Here is a 13,430-nt window from a genome sequence, read left to right on the forward strand (position 1 = left end):
TCCGTTCAGCGCCGGGCGCGCCGTCAGTCGTGCGGCTTCCCGCCCGGTGTGCGGTTCAGCCCCTGGGGGTGGTGACCGCTGCGATCTCTTCAGAAACGATCTTCAAGATACGCGGCTGATGCCGGGCGAGAAAGAAATGTCCGCCGGAAAAACGGTGGATGGCGAATTCACCGCGGGTGTGCGCTTCCCAGGCTTCCGCTTCCTCTGCGCTGGTGCGGGGGTCGGACTCGCCGGTCAGCACGGTGATCGGGGCGCCGATCGTTTCGCCGGCCGCGGCCCGGTAGTTCTCGATCGCCGTGTAGTCACTGCGAATGGCGGGGAGCACCATGCGCAGAATCTCCTCGTCGCCGAGAATGGCGGCGTCGGTCCCGCTGAGCTCGCGCATTTCGGCGACGATGCCGTCATCGTCGCGCAGGTGCACGGTTTCATGGCGGAAACTCGACGGTGAGCGCCGGCCGGACGCGAAGACGCGGACGGGGTCGACGCCGTGGTCACGCTCCAGGCGGCGGGTCACCTCGAAGGCGAGGACGGCGCCCATACTGTGGCCGAAAAACGCCAGGGGCTTGTCCGTCCAGGGCAGAAGTGCGCTGGTCAGGGCGTCGGCGTAGGCACCGATGTCGGTGATCCCGGGCTCGTGCCGGCGGTCCTGGCGTCCGGGGTACTGGACGCTGACGACGTCCAGCCCGGGGGCCAGGGCCTGGGACATGGGGAAGTAGAAGGAGGCGGATCCGCCGGCGTGCGGGAGGCAGACCAGTCGGATCGGGCTTTCGTCCGCCGCGTGATAGCGGCGGATCCAGCCATCGGCATTCCTGTTGTCGATCAAGGGATGAAAACTCCGTGTTCCAGTCCGGAGCAGCACACGGGCTCGGCAATCCGGGCCCATTCGCGACTTCCGCACACGCGTTCCGTTGCCCTATGTCTAGCAGAGCGCCAATCCTGCCAGTACCCCTAGATTGGAACCCCTACGACGGCCGGAAATCGCCTGCGCGCCCGACACCTGGCCGAAACCGTACGCAATTCAACTGTTGAAAGCTGCGAGTATCCCCAGGCCAGAGGGACGGCGGAGGCCCGGTGGAGGGGGTGCTCGCAGCCGCGGTTCCTGGGTATGGCCCCGGCATGACTGACGTACAGCGCGGCAAGGGGTACACCCGCGACAGCCGCTACATCACCACCCGGATCACCGCCGACGGGCGCGACGGTTTCCCGGTGGAGTCCGGCCGCTACCGCCTCGTGGTCAGCCGGGCCTGCCCCTGGGCCCACCGCGCGGTGATCATCCGCCGGCTCCTCGGGCTGGAGGAGGCGCTGCCCATGGCCGTGGCCGGCCCCACGCACGACGCCCGCAGCTGGACCTTCGACCTCGACCCGGGCGGCCGCGACCCGGTGCTCGGCATAGAACGGCTCCAGGAGGCGTACCTCGCCCGCGACCCCGACTACGACCGGGGCATCACCGTACCGGCGATCGTGGACGTGCCGACCGGCCGGGTGGTCACCAACGACTACGCGCAGATCACCTTCGACATGATGCTGGAGTGGACGGCGCACCACCGCCCCGGCGCACCGGATCTGTACCCGGCGGCGCTGTCGCCGGAGATCGACGCCATCGGCGGGGAGATCTACACGGACGTCAACGACGGCGTCTACCGCACCGGGTTCGCCAAGTCCCAGGAAGCCTACGGCGCGGCGTACGAGCGTCTCTTCGCGCGCCTCGACCGGCTCTCCGAGCGGCTGGAGCACTCCCGCTACCTCGTCGGCGAGACGATCACCGAGGCGGACGTCCGGCTGTTCACCTCGCTCGTGCGCTTCGACGCGGTCTACCACGGCCACTTCAAGTGCAACCGGCAGAAGCTCGCCGAGATGCCGGTGCTGTGGGCCTACGCCCGGGACCTGTTCCAGACGCCGGGCTTCGGCGATACGGTCGACTTCGACCACATCAAGCAGCACTTCTACCTCGTCCACAGCCACATCAACCCGTCCGGGATCGTTCCCGACGGCCCCGACCCGTCGGGCTGGCTCGAACCGCACGGCCGGGCGGCGCTGGGTGGACGCCCCTTCGGGGACGGCACCCCGCCCGCGCCCCCCTCCCCCGCCGAGGCGGTCCCGTCCCTCCACGTTCCGTCGCACTCCTGACACCGCCGCGGCAGGCGGGGGCCGGGAGGCTCGCCCCCCACCCCCGGCCCCCGCCTGCCCGGGCCGCCGCTGCCACACGGCAGCCGGTTCGAGCGGCGAGCACCCGGAAATTGTGCGGCCCGTGTCGGTGGCGGGTGCGAGGATCGGCGCGGCGCCGGGCATCCGGCCGCACTGGAGGGGGACGGACATGGACAGCCGGAACACGTACGCATGGCCACGGGAAGCAACCGGCACGGACACCGCGACACTGGAACGGTGGCTGGCCGGGCACGGCTGGGAGGTCGACCCGACCGTCTTCATGGCCGGTGCGCGCGGCCCGGCGGTGCAGATCCGGCGGATCGACGCGGCCTGCCAGGACGAGGAGCCCGGGCTGCTGATCCTGCCCGGTGAGACGGTGGAGTTCGACGGGGCCCGGATGCGCACCGCGCGGGGCCCGGTGCCCACGGCGGCCGTCGCCCCGTAGCCCGCGGGGGCGTGGAAGGCGGCCGGCTTTCGTCGCCCACGTACCCCGGGTGCGGCCGGGCAGATGGTGATCGACGCCGGGTCGCAGCCGGCCGCCTCGGCGGCGGCGTCCCGCACCGCCTTGACCTTCCACGCGGTGAGGCGGGGATCGGCGGCCTGGAGGATGAACCCGCCGGCCTTCCGGCCGGTCGGGGCGAGGGCCTTGGGCCCGTACGCGGCCGTCCGGAAGGGCAGCTTCCCGTCTGCGAGAACGGCCTCCGGCTCAGGAGAAGTCGGCATGCGGAATGACATGGCGTTCGTACCGTCCGGGACGGGAGCCGCCGGCAGGATTCGTCGGGCGCTCGACAGGGCGGGACCGCGCGGCGGCTGGGGCCAGCCCGGCTTGGAAGCGTCCTGGTGTTGTGCCCGTGAGTGCCTTGAAGTCCCTGATGAGATGAGCCTGGTCGTAGTAGCCGCAGGTGAGTGCGCTGCTGGCCGGGCTGCTGCCGCGGATGAGCTGCTGGATCGCCCGGTTCACGCGGATGACCCGGGCCATGCCTTTGGGGCTGAGTCCGATCTGCTGGCGGAACCGGGCTTCCAAATGTCGCGTGCTCCACTGGATGTGCTCGGCGAGACCCTGGACGGTCACGGTGCCGGACGAGCGGTTCAGCAGGTGCCAGGCCCGCAGCACGCCGTAATCCGGTTCGTGCGAGGCGGGAGCCTGTGCGGTCCATTGCCGCAGGGTGCGGTTCAGGATCCCCGACCGCGCCGTCCGGTCCGGCTCCTCGCCCAGTTGCTCGGCGAGTATCCGTATGCGTCGACCCAGCACTTCGTCCGCCCCGACCACCGCGTCTGTCAGATCAACCATCGGCGTGCCGAAGAGACGATATGCCGCCCACGGAGTGAGGGTGACTTCCACCCCCTCCATCCCGCCGTCATGTCCCAGGACCCTGGGCTGCATGTGCGGGCCGTGCACGGCCACGGTGTGCGTGGACGCGGTGGCTCTGGAGTCCGGTCCCCAAGCCTGCATCCGCCCGTTTAACGCAATGAACAAGGAGACATGCCCGGCAGGAGCGAACAACCGCCGCTGTGGCGGTCCGTTGGGCACGCGGAAATCGCGATACCCCACAACGCCAGGCCCCAAGGCCGGCTCGGGCCGCGCCGCACACGAGTGGCAGCCGCTGCGAGGCCTCACCTGTTGTGTCACTTCGTCCCCCGTCCGCCCCCGACCGCCGGCTACCCCCGGCGCTCACAAGGTACACAGGCCCGCGACTCGCATTTGTCCAATACGACGGCGTGCGGCGGGTGTGAGTCTTTCACCGCTGCCGCCGGGGAAACCGGCGAGGAGTCCCTCCCCTCGTAGCGTGGAGGCCGTGACGGAGACCGGCAAGACGGTCGCCGAGGTCGCCGAGGACCTGGGGAACAACGAGACGACGCCGGCAGGCTGGGTGTCCCGGGTTCGGCGTACGGGGACCGCGCCGGCCGGCGGAGGTGACGCGTTGGAGCGGTTGCGGCGGGCGAATGCCCGGCTCAGGCGGGACGCCAAGGAGCAGCGCGCGATACGGCCGATGATCCGGGGGATGCGATGTTGGAGGTACTTGGCCTGACCGCCGCGGCCGTGGCGGTGTACCAGGCCATGCTGGACCATCCGGGCTACAGCCTGGACGAAATCGCCGTGCACTGCGCCCTGACACCCGTCCAGGCACACGGCCATCTCGACGAGTTGAGCCGACTCACCCTCGTACAAGCCTCCGCCGAGCGGCCCGGCCAGATGCGTGCGGTGAGCCCCGAGATCGGTCTCGCCGACCTGCTCGCGGGCCAGGAGGCCGAACTCGCCGCACGCCAGGCCCAGCTCGCCGCCTCACGCGCCGCCGTCTCCCGTATGGTCGCCGAACGCGCCGAGCACGGGACGAACCACGGCGAACGCCTTCAGGGGATGGACGCCATACACAGCCGCCTCGAACGCATGGGCCGCTCTGCCACCACCGAAGTCCTCAGCAGCCAGCCTGGCAGCCAACGCCCCGAGGACCTCCTGGCCAGCCGCCCCGCTGACACCGAGGCCCTCGGCCGCGGCATCAAGATGCGAACCCTCTACCAGGACGCCACCCGCAACCAGCCCCACATCACCGCCTACGCCCAATGGCTGCTCGGCCACGGCAGCGGAGTCCGTACCGCCCCCACGATCCCCCAGCGCATGGTCGTCGTCGATCGTGCCCAAGCCCTGGTACCCATCGACCCCGCCGACACCCGCAAGGGCGCCCTGCACGTCACCGAACCAGGCATCCTCGCCGCGCTGCTCGACTTCTTCGAGCACTCCTGGAACACGGCCGTTCCCCTCGGCGCCACCCAGCCCGAGGACCCCCAAACCAGCCTCACCGCCACCGAACGCCGGATTCTGCTCCTGCTCGGCGCCGGTCTGACCGACGACGCGGTGGGGCAGCGCCTCGGTATTTCCTCGCGCACCATCGGACGTCACATGTCCTCCATCATGGAACGCCTGGGTGCAGGCAGCCGCTTCGAAGCCGGGATCAAAGCCGCCCAGAAGGGCTGGCTCTGATCACGGGGGACGCCGCGGAGGAGCCGACGGCATCGCACACGATGTGGAAGCCGCGGCCGATCAGGTCCGGGGCCGGCCGGGCTTTGGTGTCTGCCCGGGTCAGCGAGCGCCGCCCGCGGCGGGTGATACCGCGTATGCCGCGTTCCCGTACCACCCGGGCGATGCGCTTGCGGTCCACCCGACGGCCTGGACGCCGTAATTGGGCGCGGCTCCGCGGGACACCGTAATTCTCGCGGGTCGAGTGTGTCCGTCCTCCGGGAGGCTGCGCCTCAGAGATTGACATGCCCATGCCATCTTGTCCGGATCCCGACAGGCCGGTAGGCGACACCTTCAAGGCCTTCCGGCCCTGTCGGCGAGCGACGAAGCTAGTGATCGCCGCCAGGGAAACACCCCCTGACGGCGACCGGACAGAGCGTCACCCGCGGGACGCCCGAACGGTGCCGGACAGCCCTCCCATCAGCAGTTAAGGACATTCGTCGTGATCCGCACCCGTCTCGCCCAGGCCGCCGCGGTGGCCACTGTCTCCCTCACCGCGATAATCCTCATGTCCGGCGCCGCCATGGCCACCGAGGCGAAGACTCCCGCACCGGCCACCGCCGAGATCCCCGACAGTCTCGGCTGGGGCGTACAGCCCTCCTCCAACAGCCTGGGCTGGGGCTGATGAGCCGGGGTGGAAATTGTCTACGCCAGCCTGACACGCAGGCAGCCGGGCGAGGCCGCTGAAGCCGGCGAAGCGGCCGAGGCCGAGGACGCCATGTGGGCCCATGCCCTGCCCCACATCGGACTCCAGCACGTCAGCGCGCGCTCCGATTCCGGCCGACTCGAATTCCTGCTCTACCTCATGAGCCCCGGTTCACCATGTGAGCCCAGCGCCCTCTGCCGCGCTCACGCCCTGCTCACCCACAGCCAGCAGGCCTCACCCCAGCTCAACCGGCGCTACCTCCCGCCGAAGCCGCTCACGTAGCCCACCGACCGCAACACCCGGTGCCACGGAGCCGTCCGACCGCAACACCATTGCGGCCCCGCCGCCCCATCGCCCTCAGCGAGGCGAGTCGACGGTTGCCGCCCATCACCCGTCAGCTCCCTGGACGGTGTGAGCGGACCGAGGTGCAGACCGAGGCCGACGAGCTGGTCCAGGGGCTCTGGCACCTGGACATGGCTGGGCGCCATCCGCTGAGCGAGTTCGTCCACGCCACCCGTCAGCTGCTTCAACACCCCATTTCCGTATGCCCTTCACCTCACGGGGAACCGTCATGCCCAGACTGAACCGATCCACCCTCAGTGCCGTCTCGGTGGCCCTCGCCATGTGCGCAGCAGCTACGGCTACGGCCGGTTGCGGCCGCACCGACACCAAACCGGCGCCAGCCGCGGCGCCCCACGAAGCCCCGGTCTCAGCCGCCCGAACCCCCGAGCCTTCGCTGAGCGCATCCCCGCAGGGCAAGGAGTCGGCGAGCCCGAAGGGCAGCGAGCAGTCCTCGGCTCCGCCCGCCTCCCAGTCGCCAGGCGGAAAGGCCGCCCAGGGCGAGAGGAGCGCGGCGCGCACCGCGGCCGTCCTGCCGGAAGGCCTCGCGAAGCTGCCCGTTGAGAAGGCCCTCGGCTGGAAGCCGGACGGTCCTCTGACCAGCCAGGAACTGCGCGGGCAGAAGATCACGCTGAACGAGTGCGCGAACGTCGCCGGCGCCACCCTCTGGCAGCAGCAGGGATACCTGAGTTCGGCCAAGAACGCCGCCGGTCAGCAGCTGTTCTTCTTCCCCGATGCCTCGTCCGCCGGCAGCGCCTACGACCAGCTGGTCGCCGACATGAACACCTGCCAGGCCACTTCCCGCCAACTCCAGGCCCGTGAGGGAGCACCGCAGGACGCCGTCGTGTCCACCACGGCAACCGTCAAGGACGGCACCGCCTGGTCGCGGCACTGGACGGGAGTCGGCGGCATGTCCGCCCGCGACGTGCAGACCAACCACCTCTACGTCGTCCGTCAGGGCGACCACCTCACGCTCTTCCAGTTCGACGAGCTGGCCGAGCGTCCCGGACCGCCGCACGACACCGGCACCGACGCCGCAGTACTCGACGTGCTCGCCGGGCTGGGCGCCCAGAACTGAGCGGGCTGGAACACAACTGATCTTCCTTCTTCACTTCTCTCTTCACAAGGAGTCGCGTTGTCCGTCAAGACATCGGCCTTCCGCGCCGCGAGCATCGTCACCGCCGCCTGCGCCGCCTCGCTCGTCCTGTCCGTCATGCCCGCCCACGCCGACAGCATCCAGGCCTCCAGTGCCTCCGTGTCCTCGACGGGATCGCTGGGCAACAATGCCGCCCCCGGCGGCAAGGTCTCCCGCACCCAGGCCATATCCAGGGCCCAGGTGTGGGTGGACAAGCAGGTCCCGTACAGCACCAACGGCCTCACCTCCCCCTACAGCTGGTGGTCCGACGACCGCACCGGCGGCCGCTACCGGCAGGACTGCTCCGGCTTCGTCTCCATGGCCTGGCAGCTTTCCTACAGCCGCACGACATACGACCTGCCCGATGTCTCCACGCAGATCAGCAAGTGGGATCTGCAGCCGGGCGACATCCTCAACAGCAATGACCACGTCGTCCTCTTCGCAGGCTGGCGCGACAAGTCGGCGGGAACCTTCAACTACTACCAGGAGAGCAGCCGCAGCCGACCGACGAACTACAACACCGACGGCAACCTGTACGGCGCCACCCTCTCCTCGCACCCCACCAGCAGTTACTCCGCCCTGCGCTACAAGAACATCACCGACGATGTCGCCAACGGCGGTGATCTGCCGGTGGCGGGGAACTGGGACGGCGGTCCGGCCGGCAACGTGGGTGTCTGGCGCGACGGGAAGTTCCACCTGCGCAACGACGACGGATCCCTCGCCTACGTCGACTGGGGCCAGGCCGGAGACCTGCCCGTCTCCGCCAACTGGGACGGCGCGGGCCCCGACAACGTGGGCGTCTTCCGGCCCTCCACGGGCCAGTTCCACCTCCGCATGGACGACGGCAGCCTGAAAATCCTCGACTGGGGCCAGGCCGGCGACACTCCTGTCGCAGGGAACTGGGACGGCGGTCCGGCCGCGAACATCGGCATCTGGCGCAACGGGACCTTCCACCTGCGCAACGACGACGGCTCGCTCCTCAAGATCGACTGGGGCCAGGCCGGAGACCTGCCCGTCACCGGCAACTGGGACGGCGCAGGCCCCGACAACCTGGGCGTCTTCCGGCCCTCCACAGGCCAGTTCCACCTCCGCATGGACGACGGCAGCCTGAAAATCCTCGACTGGGGCCAGGCCGGCGACCTCCCCGTCTCCGCCAACTGGGACGGCGGCAACAACAGCCCCGCCGCCAACATCGGCATCTGGCGCCCCTCCGAGGCCCGCTTCCACCTCCGCAACGACGACGGCACCCTGGCCTACCTCGACTGGGGCCAGCCCAGGTAGGCCTTGCTCAGCCCGTGCCCGGCACGCTCACCAGCGGCGTGCCGGGCACGACGGGCAGGCGCTCGGCGACAGACACCACCGTCGGGACGCCGACGGCCACCGAGACCGGCCCGGCCAACAGAACTGCCCCGGCGACGACACGGCACCACGAATTCAACGTCAGCAGTTGTTGATCGCCGGAATGACGTGCTGCCCGTAGGCGTCGATCACCGTCTCCCTCGCGTCGTGCATGTCGTAGACGGCGAACTGGTCGACGCCCAGGTCGCGCAGGGCGCGGAGCTTCTCGATGTGGGCCTCGGCCGGGCCCAGCAGGCAGAAGCGGTCGACGATCTCGTCCGGGACGAAGTCCGTGGACGGGTTCCCGGCCCGCCCGTGGTGGCTGTAGTCGTAGCCCTGGCGGGCCTTGATGTACTCGGTGAGGGCGTCCGGGACCATGCCCGAGTGTTCGCCGTAGCGGGAGACGAGGTCGGCGACGTGGTTGCCGACCATCCCGCCGAACCAGCGGCACTGGTCCCGGGCGTGGGCGAGGGCGGCCGCCGAGTCGTCGGCCGTGACGTACGCCGGAGCGGCCACGCAGATGGTGATCGAGGCCGGGTCGCGGCCCGCCTCGGTCGCGGCCTGCCGGACGGCCTTGACCATCCACTCCGTGAGGAACGGGTCGGCGAGCTGGAGGATGAAGCCGTCGGCCTTCCGGCCGGTGAGGGCGAGGGCCTTCGGGCCGTACGCGGCCATCCAGACGGGGAGTCTGCCGTCCTTGATCCACGGGATGCGGAGCGGGTTGCCGTCCACGACCGCCTCGCGGCCCTCGGCGAGGTCGCGGATGACCTCGATGGCCTCGCCGAGGCGGGCCAGGGTGTTGGGGGCCCGGCCCGCGACGCGCATGGCCGAGTCGCCGCGGCCGATGCCGCAGACGGTGCGGTTGCCGTACATGTCGTTGAGGGTGGCGAAGGTGGAGGCGGTGACCTCCCAGGTGCGGGTGCCCGGGTTGGTGACCATCGGGCCGATGTGGAGCTTCTGCGTGTTGGCGAGGATCTGGCTGTAGATGACGAACGGCTCCTGCCACAGCACGGCGGAGTCGAAGGTCCAGCCGTAGCGGAAGCCGTTGCGTTCGGCGCGCTTCATCAGGCTGATGACCTGGGAGGCGGGCGGGTCGGTCTGCAGGACGAGGCCGAAGTCCATGCGTCGCTCCTTGCTGGGGAGTGCGGGCGCCGGGGCGTGCGGGCCCCGGCGCCCCCTAGAGGTACTGGCAGGTGGAACGGTGGACGAAGGCCCCGTGGCCGGCCCGGCCCGTGTACTCGCGCCGGTCGATGACGAGTTCGCCCCGGGAGAGGACCGTGTCGACGCGTCCGGTGATCCGCCTGCCCTCGTACGCCGAGTAGTCCACGTTCATGTGGTGGGTCTCGGCGGAGATGACCTGCTCGGCGTGCGGATCGTAGAGGACGATGTCGGCGTCGGAACCGGGCGCGATGGTGCCCTTCTGCGGGTAGAGGCCGAACATCCGGGCCGGGGTCGCGCAGGCGATCTCGATCCAGCGGCGGCGGCTGATGTGCCCGTCCAGGACGGCCTGGTGGAGGAGGTCCATGCGGTTCTCCACCCCCGGCAGCCCGTTGGGGATCTTGGAGAAGTCCCCGCGGCCCAGCTCCTTCTGGCCGCGGAAGCAGAAGGGGCAGTGGTCCGTGGAGACCACCTGGAGGTCGTTCGTGCGCAGTCCCCGCCACAGCGCCGCCTGGTGTTCGCGCGGGCGCAGCGGCGTGGAGCAGACGTACTTGGCGCCCTGGAAGTCGGGCTCGGCCAGGTTGTCGGTGGACAGGAAGAGGTACTGCGGGCAGGTCTCGCCGAAGACGGGCAGGCCCTTGTCGCGGGCGGCGGCCAGCTCGGCCACCGCCTCCTCGGCCGACACGTGGACCACGTAGAGCGGCGAGCCGGCGACCCGGGCGAGCTGGATGGCGCGGTGGGTGGCCTCGGCCTCCAGGAGCACCTTGCGGACCTCTCCGTGGTGGCGGGGGTCGGTCTCGCCGCGGGCCAGGGCCTGTTCGACGAGGACGTCGATGGCGATGCCGTTCTCGGCGTGCATCATGATCAGCCCGCCGTTGCCGGAGGCCCGCTGCATGGCGCGCAGGATCTGTCCGTCGTCGCTGTAGAACACGCCCGGGTAGGCCATGAACAGCTTGAAGGAGGTGACTCCCTCGCCCACGAGGTGGTCCATCTCCTTCAGGGTGTGCTCGTTGACGTCGGAGAGGATCATGTGGAAGGCGTAGTCGATCGCGCAGTTGCCGTCGGCCTTCGCGTACCAGGTGTCGAGCCCTTCGCGCAGGGTGCGGCCCACGCTCTGCACGGCGAAGTCGACGATGGTGGTGGTGCCGCCCCAGGCGGCGGCCCGGGTGCCGGTCTCGAAGGTGTCCGAGGCGGAGGTGCCGCCGAAGGGGAGCTCCATGTGGGTGTGCGCGTCGACACCGCCGGGGATGACGTACTTCCCGCTCGCGTCGATCGTGCGGTCGGCGGTCCAGGCCTGTGCCGCGGCGGAACCGTGTGCGGCGAGGGCCGCGACGCGGCCGTCCTCGACGAGGACGTCCGCGTGGAGCTCGTCGGCGGCGGTCACGACCAGACCGCCGCGGATCAGGGTGCGCGTGCTCAAGGAACTCCCCCTACGGGCTGGGCTGCTACTGGATGGTCCGGAGGGCCTGTCCGATGATCTCGGCGCCCTCTTCCGCCTCGGCGACGGTGAGGGAGAGCGGCGGTGCGATGCGCAGCACGCTGGTGTCGTGGCCACCGCCCTTGCCGAGGAGCAGGCCGCGCGTCCGGGCGGCCTCCAGGACGGCTGCGGCCGCCCGCGGGTCGGCCCGGTCGGTGCCCGGCTCCGTCAGTTCCACGCCGGCCATCAGACCCCGGCCGCGGACCTCCCGTACCGCGGGCACGCCGGCGCTGACGGCGCGCAGCCGTTCCAGGAGGAGTCCGCCGACGCGGCGGGCGTTGCCCTGGAGGTCGTGTTCCTGCAGGTACGCGAGGTTCGCGAGGCCGGCGGCCATGGTGACCGGGGAACCGCCGAAGGTGGAGATGGAGTTGGAGTCGAGACAGTTCATCACCTCGGCGCGGGCCACGACCCCTCCGATGGACATGCCGTTGCCGATGCCCTTGGCGAAGGTGAGGATGTCCGGCGGGCCGTTCTGGGAGTGGGCCTGCCAGCCCCAGAAGTGTTCGCCCGTACGGCCCCAGCCGGTCTGCACCTCGTCGCTGATCCAGAGGATGCCGTGCCGGTCGAGGACCTCGCGGAAGGCACCGTAGAGGCCGTCGGGCGGGGAGGTGAAGCCGCCGACGCCCTGGATCGGTTCGGCGATGAGGGCGGCGACCCCGCCGCGGGCCTGGCCGAGCACGTCCTCCAGGTCGGCGACGGCCGCGGCGGTGAACCCGTCGTCGGGGAGGGCGGCGAAGGGGCCGCGGGTGCGGACGGCGCCGTGGACGTAGTACGTGTGCAGCGGCGAGAGGCTGGTCGGGGACCAGCCGCGGTTGCCGGTGATCGAGACGGTGGAGAAGGACCGGCCGTGATAGCTGTTGCGCATCGCCAGGATCTGGTTGGAGCGGCGGTACGTCGTCGCGAGCAGCAGGGCGGTGTCGTTGGCCTCGGTGCCGGAGGTGGTGAAGAAGACGCGGGCGTCGGGGATCCCGGACAGGGCGCAGACGCGTTCGGCCAGCTCGATCATCGGCCGGTTGAGGTACAGGGTGGAGGAGTGGATGATCCGGCCGGCCTGTTCGGAGACGGCCTTGGTGACCTCGGGCAGGGCGTGGGCGGTCATCGTGGTGAGGATGCCGCCGAAGAAGTCGAGGTAGCGGTTGCCGTCGGCGTCCCAGACGTGGCGGCCCTCGCCGTGGGTGAGCTCGATGGGGCGGTCGTAGTAGAGCGCGAGCCAGTCGGGCAGGACGGCGGCGTGGCGGCTGTGCAGGGGGATGGGGTTGGTCACGGCTGTACGAGTCCTCCGTAGGCGTCGGGGCGGCGGTCGCGGTAGAAGGCCCACTGGTCGCGGACCTCCTTGATCAGGTCGAAGTCGAGGTCCCGGACGAGGAGTTCCTCCTCCTTGTCGCTGGCGACCTCGCCGACGAACTGGCCGCGCGGGTCGACGAAGTAGCTGGTGCCGTAGAAGTCGTTGTCGCCGTACTCCTCCTGTCCGACGCGGTTGATGGCGGCGACGAAGTACTCGTTGGCGACGGCGGAGGCGGGCTGTTCCAGCTGCCACAGGTACGCGGACAGGCCGCGGGAGGTGGCGGACGGGTTGTAGACCAGCTGGGCTCCGGCCAGGCCCAGCGCGCGCCAGCCCTCGGGGAAGTGGCGGTCGTAGCAGATGTACACGCCGACCTTGCCGACTGCCGTGTCGAAGACGGGCCAGCCGAGGTTGCCCGGGCGGAAGTAGTACTTCTCCCAGAAGCCCTTGACCTGCGGGATGTGGTGCTTGCGGTACTTGCCGAGGTAGCTGCCGTCGGCGTCGATGACGGCGGCGGTGTTGTAGTAGAACCCCTCGGCCTCCAGCTCGAAGACCGGGACGACGATCACCATGCCGGTCTCGCGGGCGAGCTCCTGCATCCGGCGCACGGTGGGGCCGTCGGGGACGGGTTCGGCCCAGCGGTAGTGCTCGGGCTCCTGCACCTGGCAGAAGTAGGGGGCGTTGAACACCTCCTGGAAACCGATGACCTTCGCGCCCCGGGCGGCCGCCCGGCGGGCGTGCTCCTCGTGTTTGGCGATCATCGACTCGGTGTCTCCGGTCCAGGTGGCCTGGACGAGTGCGGCGCGGACGACTTGGGCCATGAGCTGCTCCTCGCGACGGGAACGCCGACTTCTACGCACGTAGACGGTGTGCGTAGGGAGTCGAAGGTAGGCC

13 protein-coding genes and 1 pseudogene are annotated in these 13,430 nt (G+C 70.2%); 7 read left to right on the plus strand and 7 right to left on the minus strand.

The window, feature by feature from the left end; all coding sequences use genetic code 11:
• Nucleotides 1-55: 55 nt before the first annotated feature.
• Nucleotides 56-823 carry a thioesterase II family protein gene (locus tag SLAV_RS08325; RefSeq protein ID WP_037688213.1) on the minus strand — a complete coding sequence of 256 codons (768 nt, stop codon included), beginning with the start codon at nucleotides 821-823 and terminating at the stop codon, nucleotides 56-58.
• Nucleotides 824-1,116: 293 nt separating this feature from the next.
• On the opposite strand from SLAV_RS08325, the gene SLAV_RS08330 reads away from it, so the two are divergent.
• Together SLAV_RS08330 and SLAV_RS08335 are read left to right on the plus strand one after the other, a co-directional pair.
• Nucleotides 1,117-2,127: a glutathione S-transferase family protein gene (locus tag SLAV_RS08330; RefSeq protein ID WP_030237385.1), complete on the plus strand. Its 1,011-nt coding sequence runs from the start codon at nucleotides 1,117-1,119 to the stop codon at nucleotides 2,125-2,127.
• Nucleotides 2,128-2,314: 187 nt separating this feature from the next.
• Nucleotides 2,315-2,590, plus strand: a complete 276-nt coding sequence (locus tag SLAV_RS08335) for a hypothetical protein (RefSeq protein ID WP_030237388.1) — start codon at nucleotides 2,315-2,317, stop codon at nucleotides 2,588-2,590.
• A gap of 35 nt (nucleotides 2,591-2,625) precedes the next feature.
• Here the strand turns inward: SLAV_RS08335 and SLAV_RS42305 are convergent.
• Both SLAV_RS42305 and SLAV_RS08345 read right to left on the minus strand, forming a co-directional pair.
• Nucleotides 2,626-2,832, minus strand: a pseudogene (locus tag SLAV_RS42305) (TIGR03842 family LLM class F420-dependent oxidoreductase); the annotation flags it as partial.
• 19 nt (nucleotides 2,833-2,851) lie between these two features.
• Nucleotides 2,852-3,487 carry a helix-turn-helix domain-containing protein gene (locus tag SLAV_RS08345; RefSeq protein ID WP_158740821.1) on the minus strand — a complete coding sequence of 212 codons (636 nt, stop codon included), beginning with the start codon at nucleotides 3,485-3,487 and terminating at the stop codon, nucleotides 2,852-2,854.
• 454 nt (nucleotides 3,488-3,941) lie between these two features.
• Between SLAV_RS08345 and SLAV_RS08350 the strand changes: the two genes are divergently transcribed.
• The 5 genes from SLAV_RS08350 (at nucleotide 3,942) to SLAV_RS08380 (ending at nucleotide 8,562) form a co-directional block, all read left to right on the plus strand.
• On the plus strand, nucleotides 3,942-4,175 hold the full coding sequence (locus tag SLAV_RS08350; protein ID WP_167456776.1) for a hypothetical protein: 234 nt from the start codon (nucleotides 3,942-3,944) through the stop codon (nucleotides 4,173-4,175).
• Entirely contained in the window at nucleotides 4,154-5,125 is a 972-nt protein-coding gene (locus SLAV_RS08355) for a helix-turn-helix transcriptional regulator (protein WP_030237397.1), read from the plus strand. The genes SLAV_RS08350 and SLAV_RS08355 overlap by 22 nt, the downstream gene beginning before the upstream one ends.
• A gap of 670 nt (nucleotides 5,126-5,795) precedes the next feature.
• On the plus strand, nucleotides 5,796-6,089 hold the full coding sequence (locus tag SLAV_RS08365) for a hypothetical protein (protein WP_030237400.1): 294 nt from the start codon (nucleotides 5,796-5,798) through the stop codon (nucleotides 6,087-6,089).
• Between the two features lie 289 nt (nucleotides 6,090-6,378).
• Complete coding sequence (locus tag SLAV_RS08375; RefSeq protein WP_051841296.1) at nucleotides 6,379-7,224, plus strand: hypothetical protein; 846 nt, start codon at nucleotides 6,379-6,381, stop codon at nucleotides 7,222-7,224.
• Between the two features lie 57 nt (nucleotides 7,225-7,281).
• Nucleotides 7,282-8,562: an NlpC/P60 family protein gene (locus SLAV_RS08380; RefSeq protein WP_030237409.1), complete on the plus strand. Its 1,281-nt coding sequence runs from the start codon at nucleotides 7,282-7,284 to the stop codon at nucleotides 8,560-8,562.
• Between the two features lie 159 nt (nucleotides 8,563-8,721).
• On the opposite strand, the gene SLAV_RS08385 is transcribed toward SLAV_RS08380, so the two are convergent.
• Genes SLAV_RS08385 through SLAV_RS08400 form a run of 4 tightly spaced genes read right to left on the minus strand, consistent with a single transcriptional unit; the run spans nucleotide 8,722 to nucleotide 13,357 of the window.
• On the minus strand, nucleotides 8,722-9,741 hold the full coding sequence (locus tag SLAV_RS08385; protein WP_030237411.1) for a TIGR03842 family LLM class F420-dependent oxidoreductase: 1,020 nt from the start codon (nucleotides 9,739-9,741) through the stop codon (nucleotides 8,722-8,724).
• A gap of 55 nt (nucleotides 9,742-9,796) precedes the next feature.
• Entirely contained in the window at nucleotides 9,797-11,197 is a 1,401-nt protein-coding gene (gene hydA / locus SLAV_RS08390; RefSeq protein WP_030237414.1) for a dihydropyrimidinase, read from the minus strand.
• Nucleotides 11,198-11,222: 25 nt separating this feature from the next.
• Nucleotides 11,223-12,518 carry an aspartate aminotransferase family protein gene (locus SLAV_RS08395; protein ID WP_199922218.1) on the minus strand — a complete coding sequence of 432 codons (1,296 nt, stop codon included), beginning with the start codon at nucleotides 12,516-12,518 and terminating at the stop codon, nucleotides 11,223-11,225.
• Nucleotides 12,515-13,357, minus strand: coding sequence for a nitrilase-related carbon-nitrogen hydrolase (locus SLAV_RS08400; protein ID WP_030237420.1), 843 nt, complete (start codon nucleotides 13,355-13,357; stop codon nucleotides 12,515-12,517). Before SLAV_RS08400 ends, SLAV_RS08395 begins: the two co-directional genes overlap by 4 nt.
• Between the last annotated feature and the right edge of the window lie 73 nt (nucleotides 13,358-13,430).

This window comes from Streptomyces lavendulae subsp. lavendulae (assembly GCF_002803845.1).
Lineage (GTDB): Bacteria > Actinomycetota > Actinomycetes > Streptomycetales > Streptomycetaceae > Streptomyces > Streptomyces lavendulae.

Coding starts and splice junctions, on each gene's coding strand:
- SLAV_RS08400 (WP_030237420.1), bottom strand. CDS start 13,357: ATGGCCCAAGTCGTCCGCGCCGCACTCGTCCAGGCCACCTGGACCGGA.
- SLAV_RS08335 (WP_030237388.1), top strand. CDS start 2,315: ATGGACAGCCGGAACACGTACGCATGGCCACGGGAAGCAACCGGCACG.
- SLAV_RS08375 (WP_051841296.1), top strand. CDS start 6,379: ATGCCCAGACTGAACCGATCCACCCTCAGTGCCGTCTCGGTGGCCCTC.
- SLAV_RS08385 (WP_030237411.1), bottom strand. CDS start 9,741: ATGGACTTCGGCCTCGTCCTGCAGACCGACCCGCCCGCCTCCCAGGTC.
- SLAV_RS08355 (WP_030237397.1), top strand. CDS start 4,154: ATGTTGGAGGTACTTGGCCTGACCGCCGCGGCCGTGGCGGTGTACCAG.
- SLAV_RS08330 (WP_030237385.1), top strand. CDS start 1,117: ATGACTGACGTACAGCGCGGCAAGGGGTACACCCGCGACAGCCGCTAC.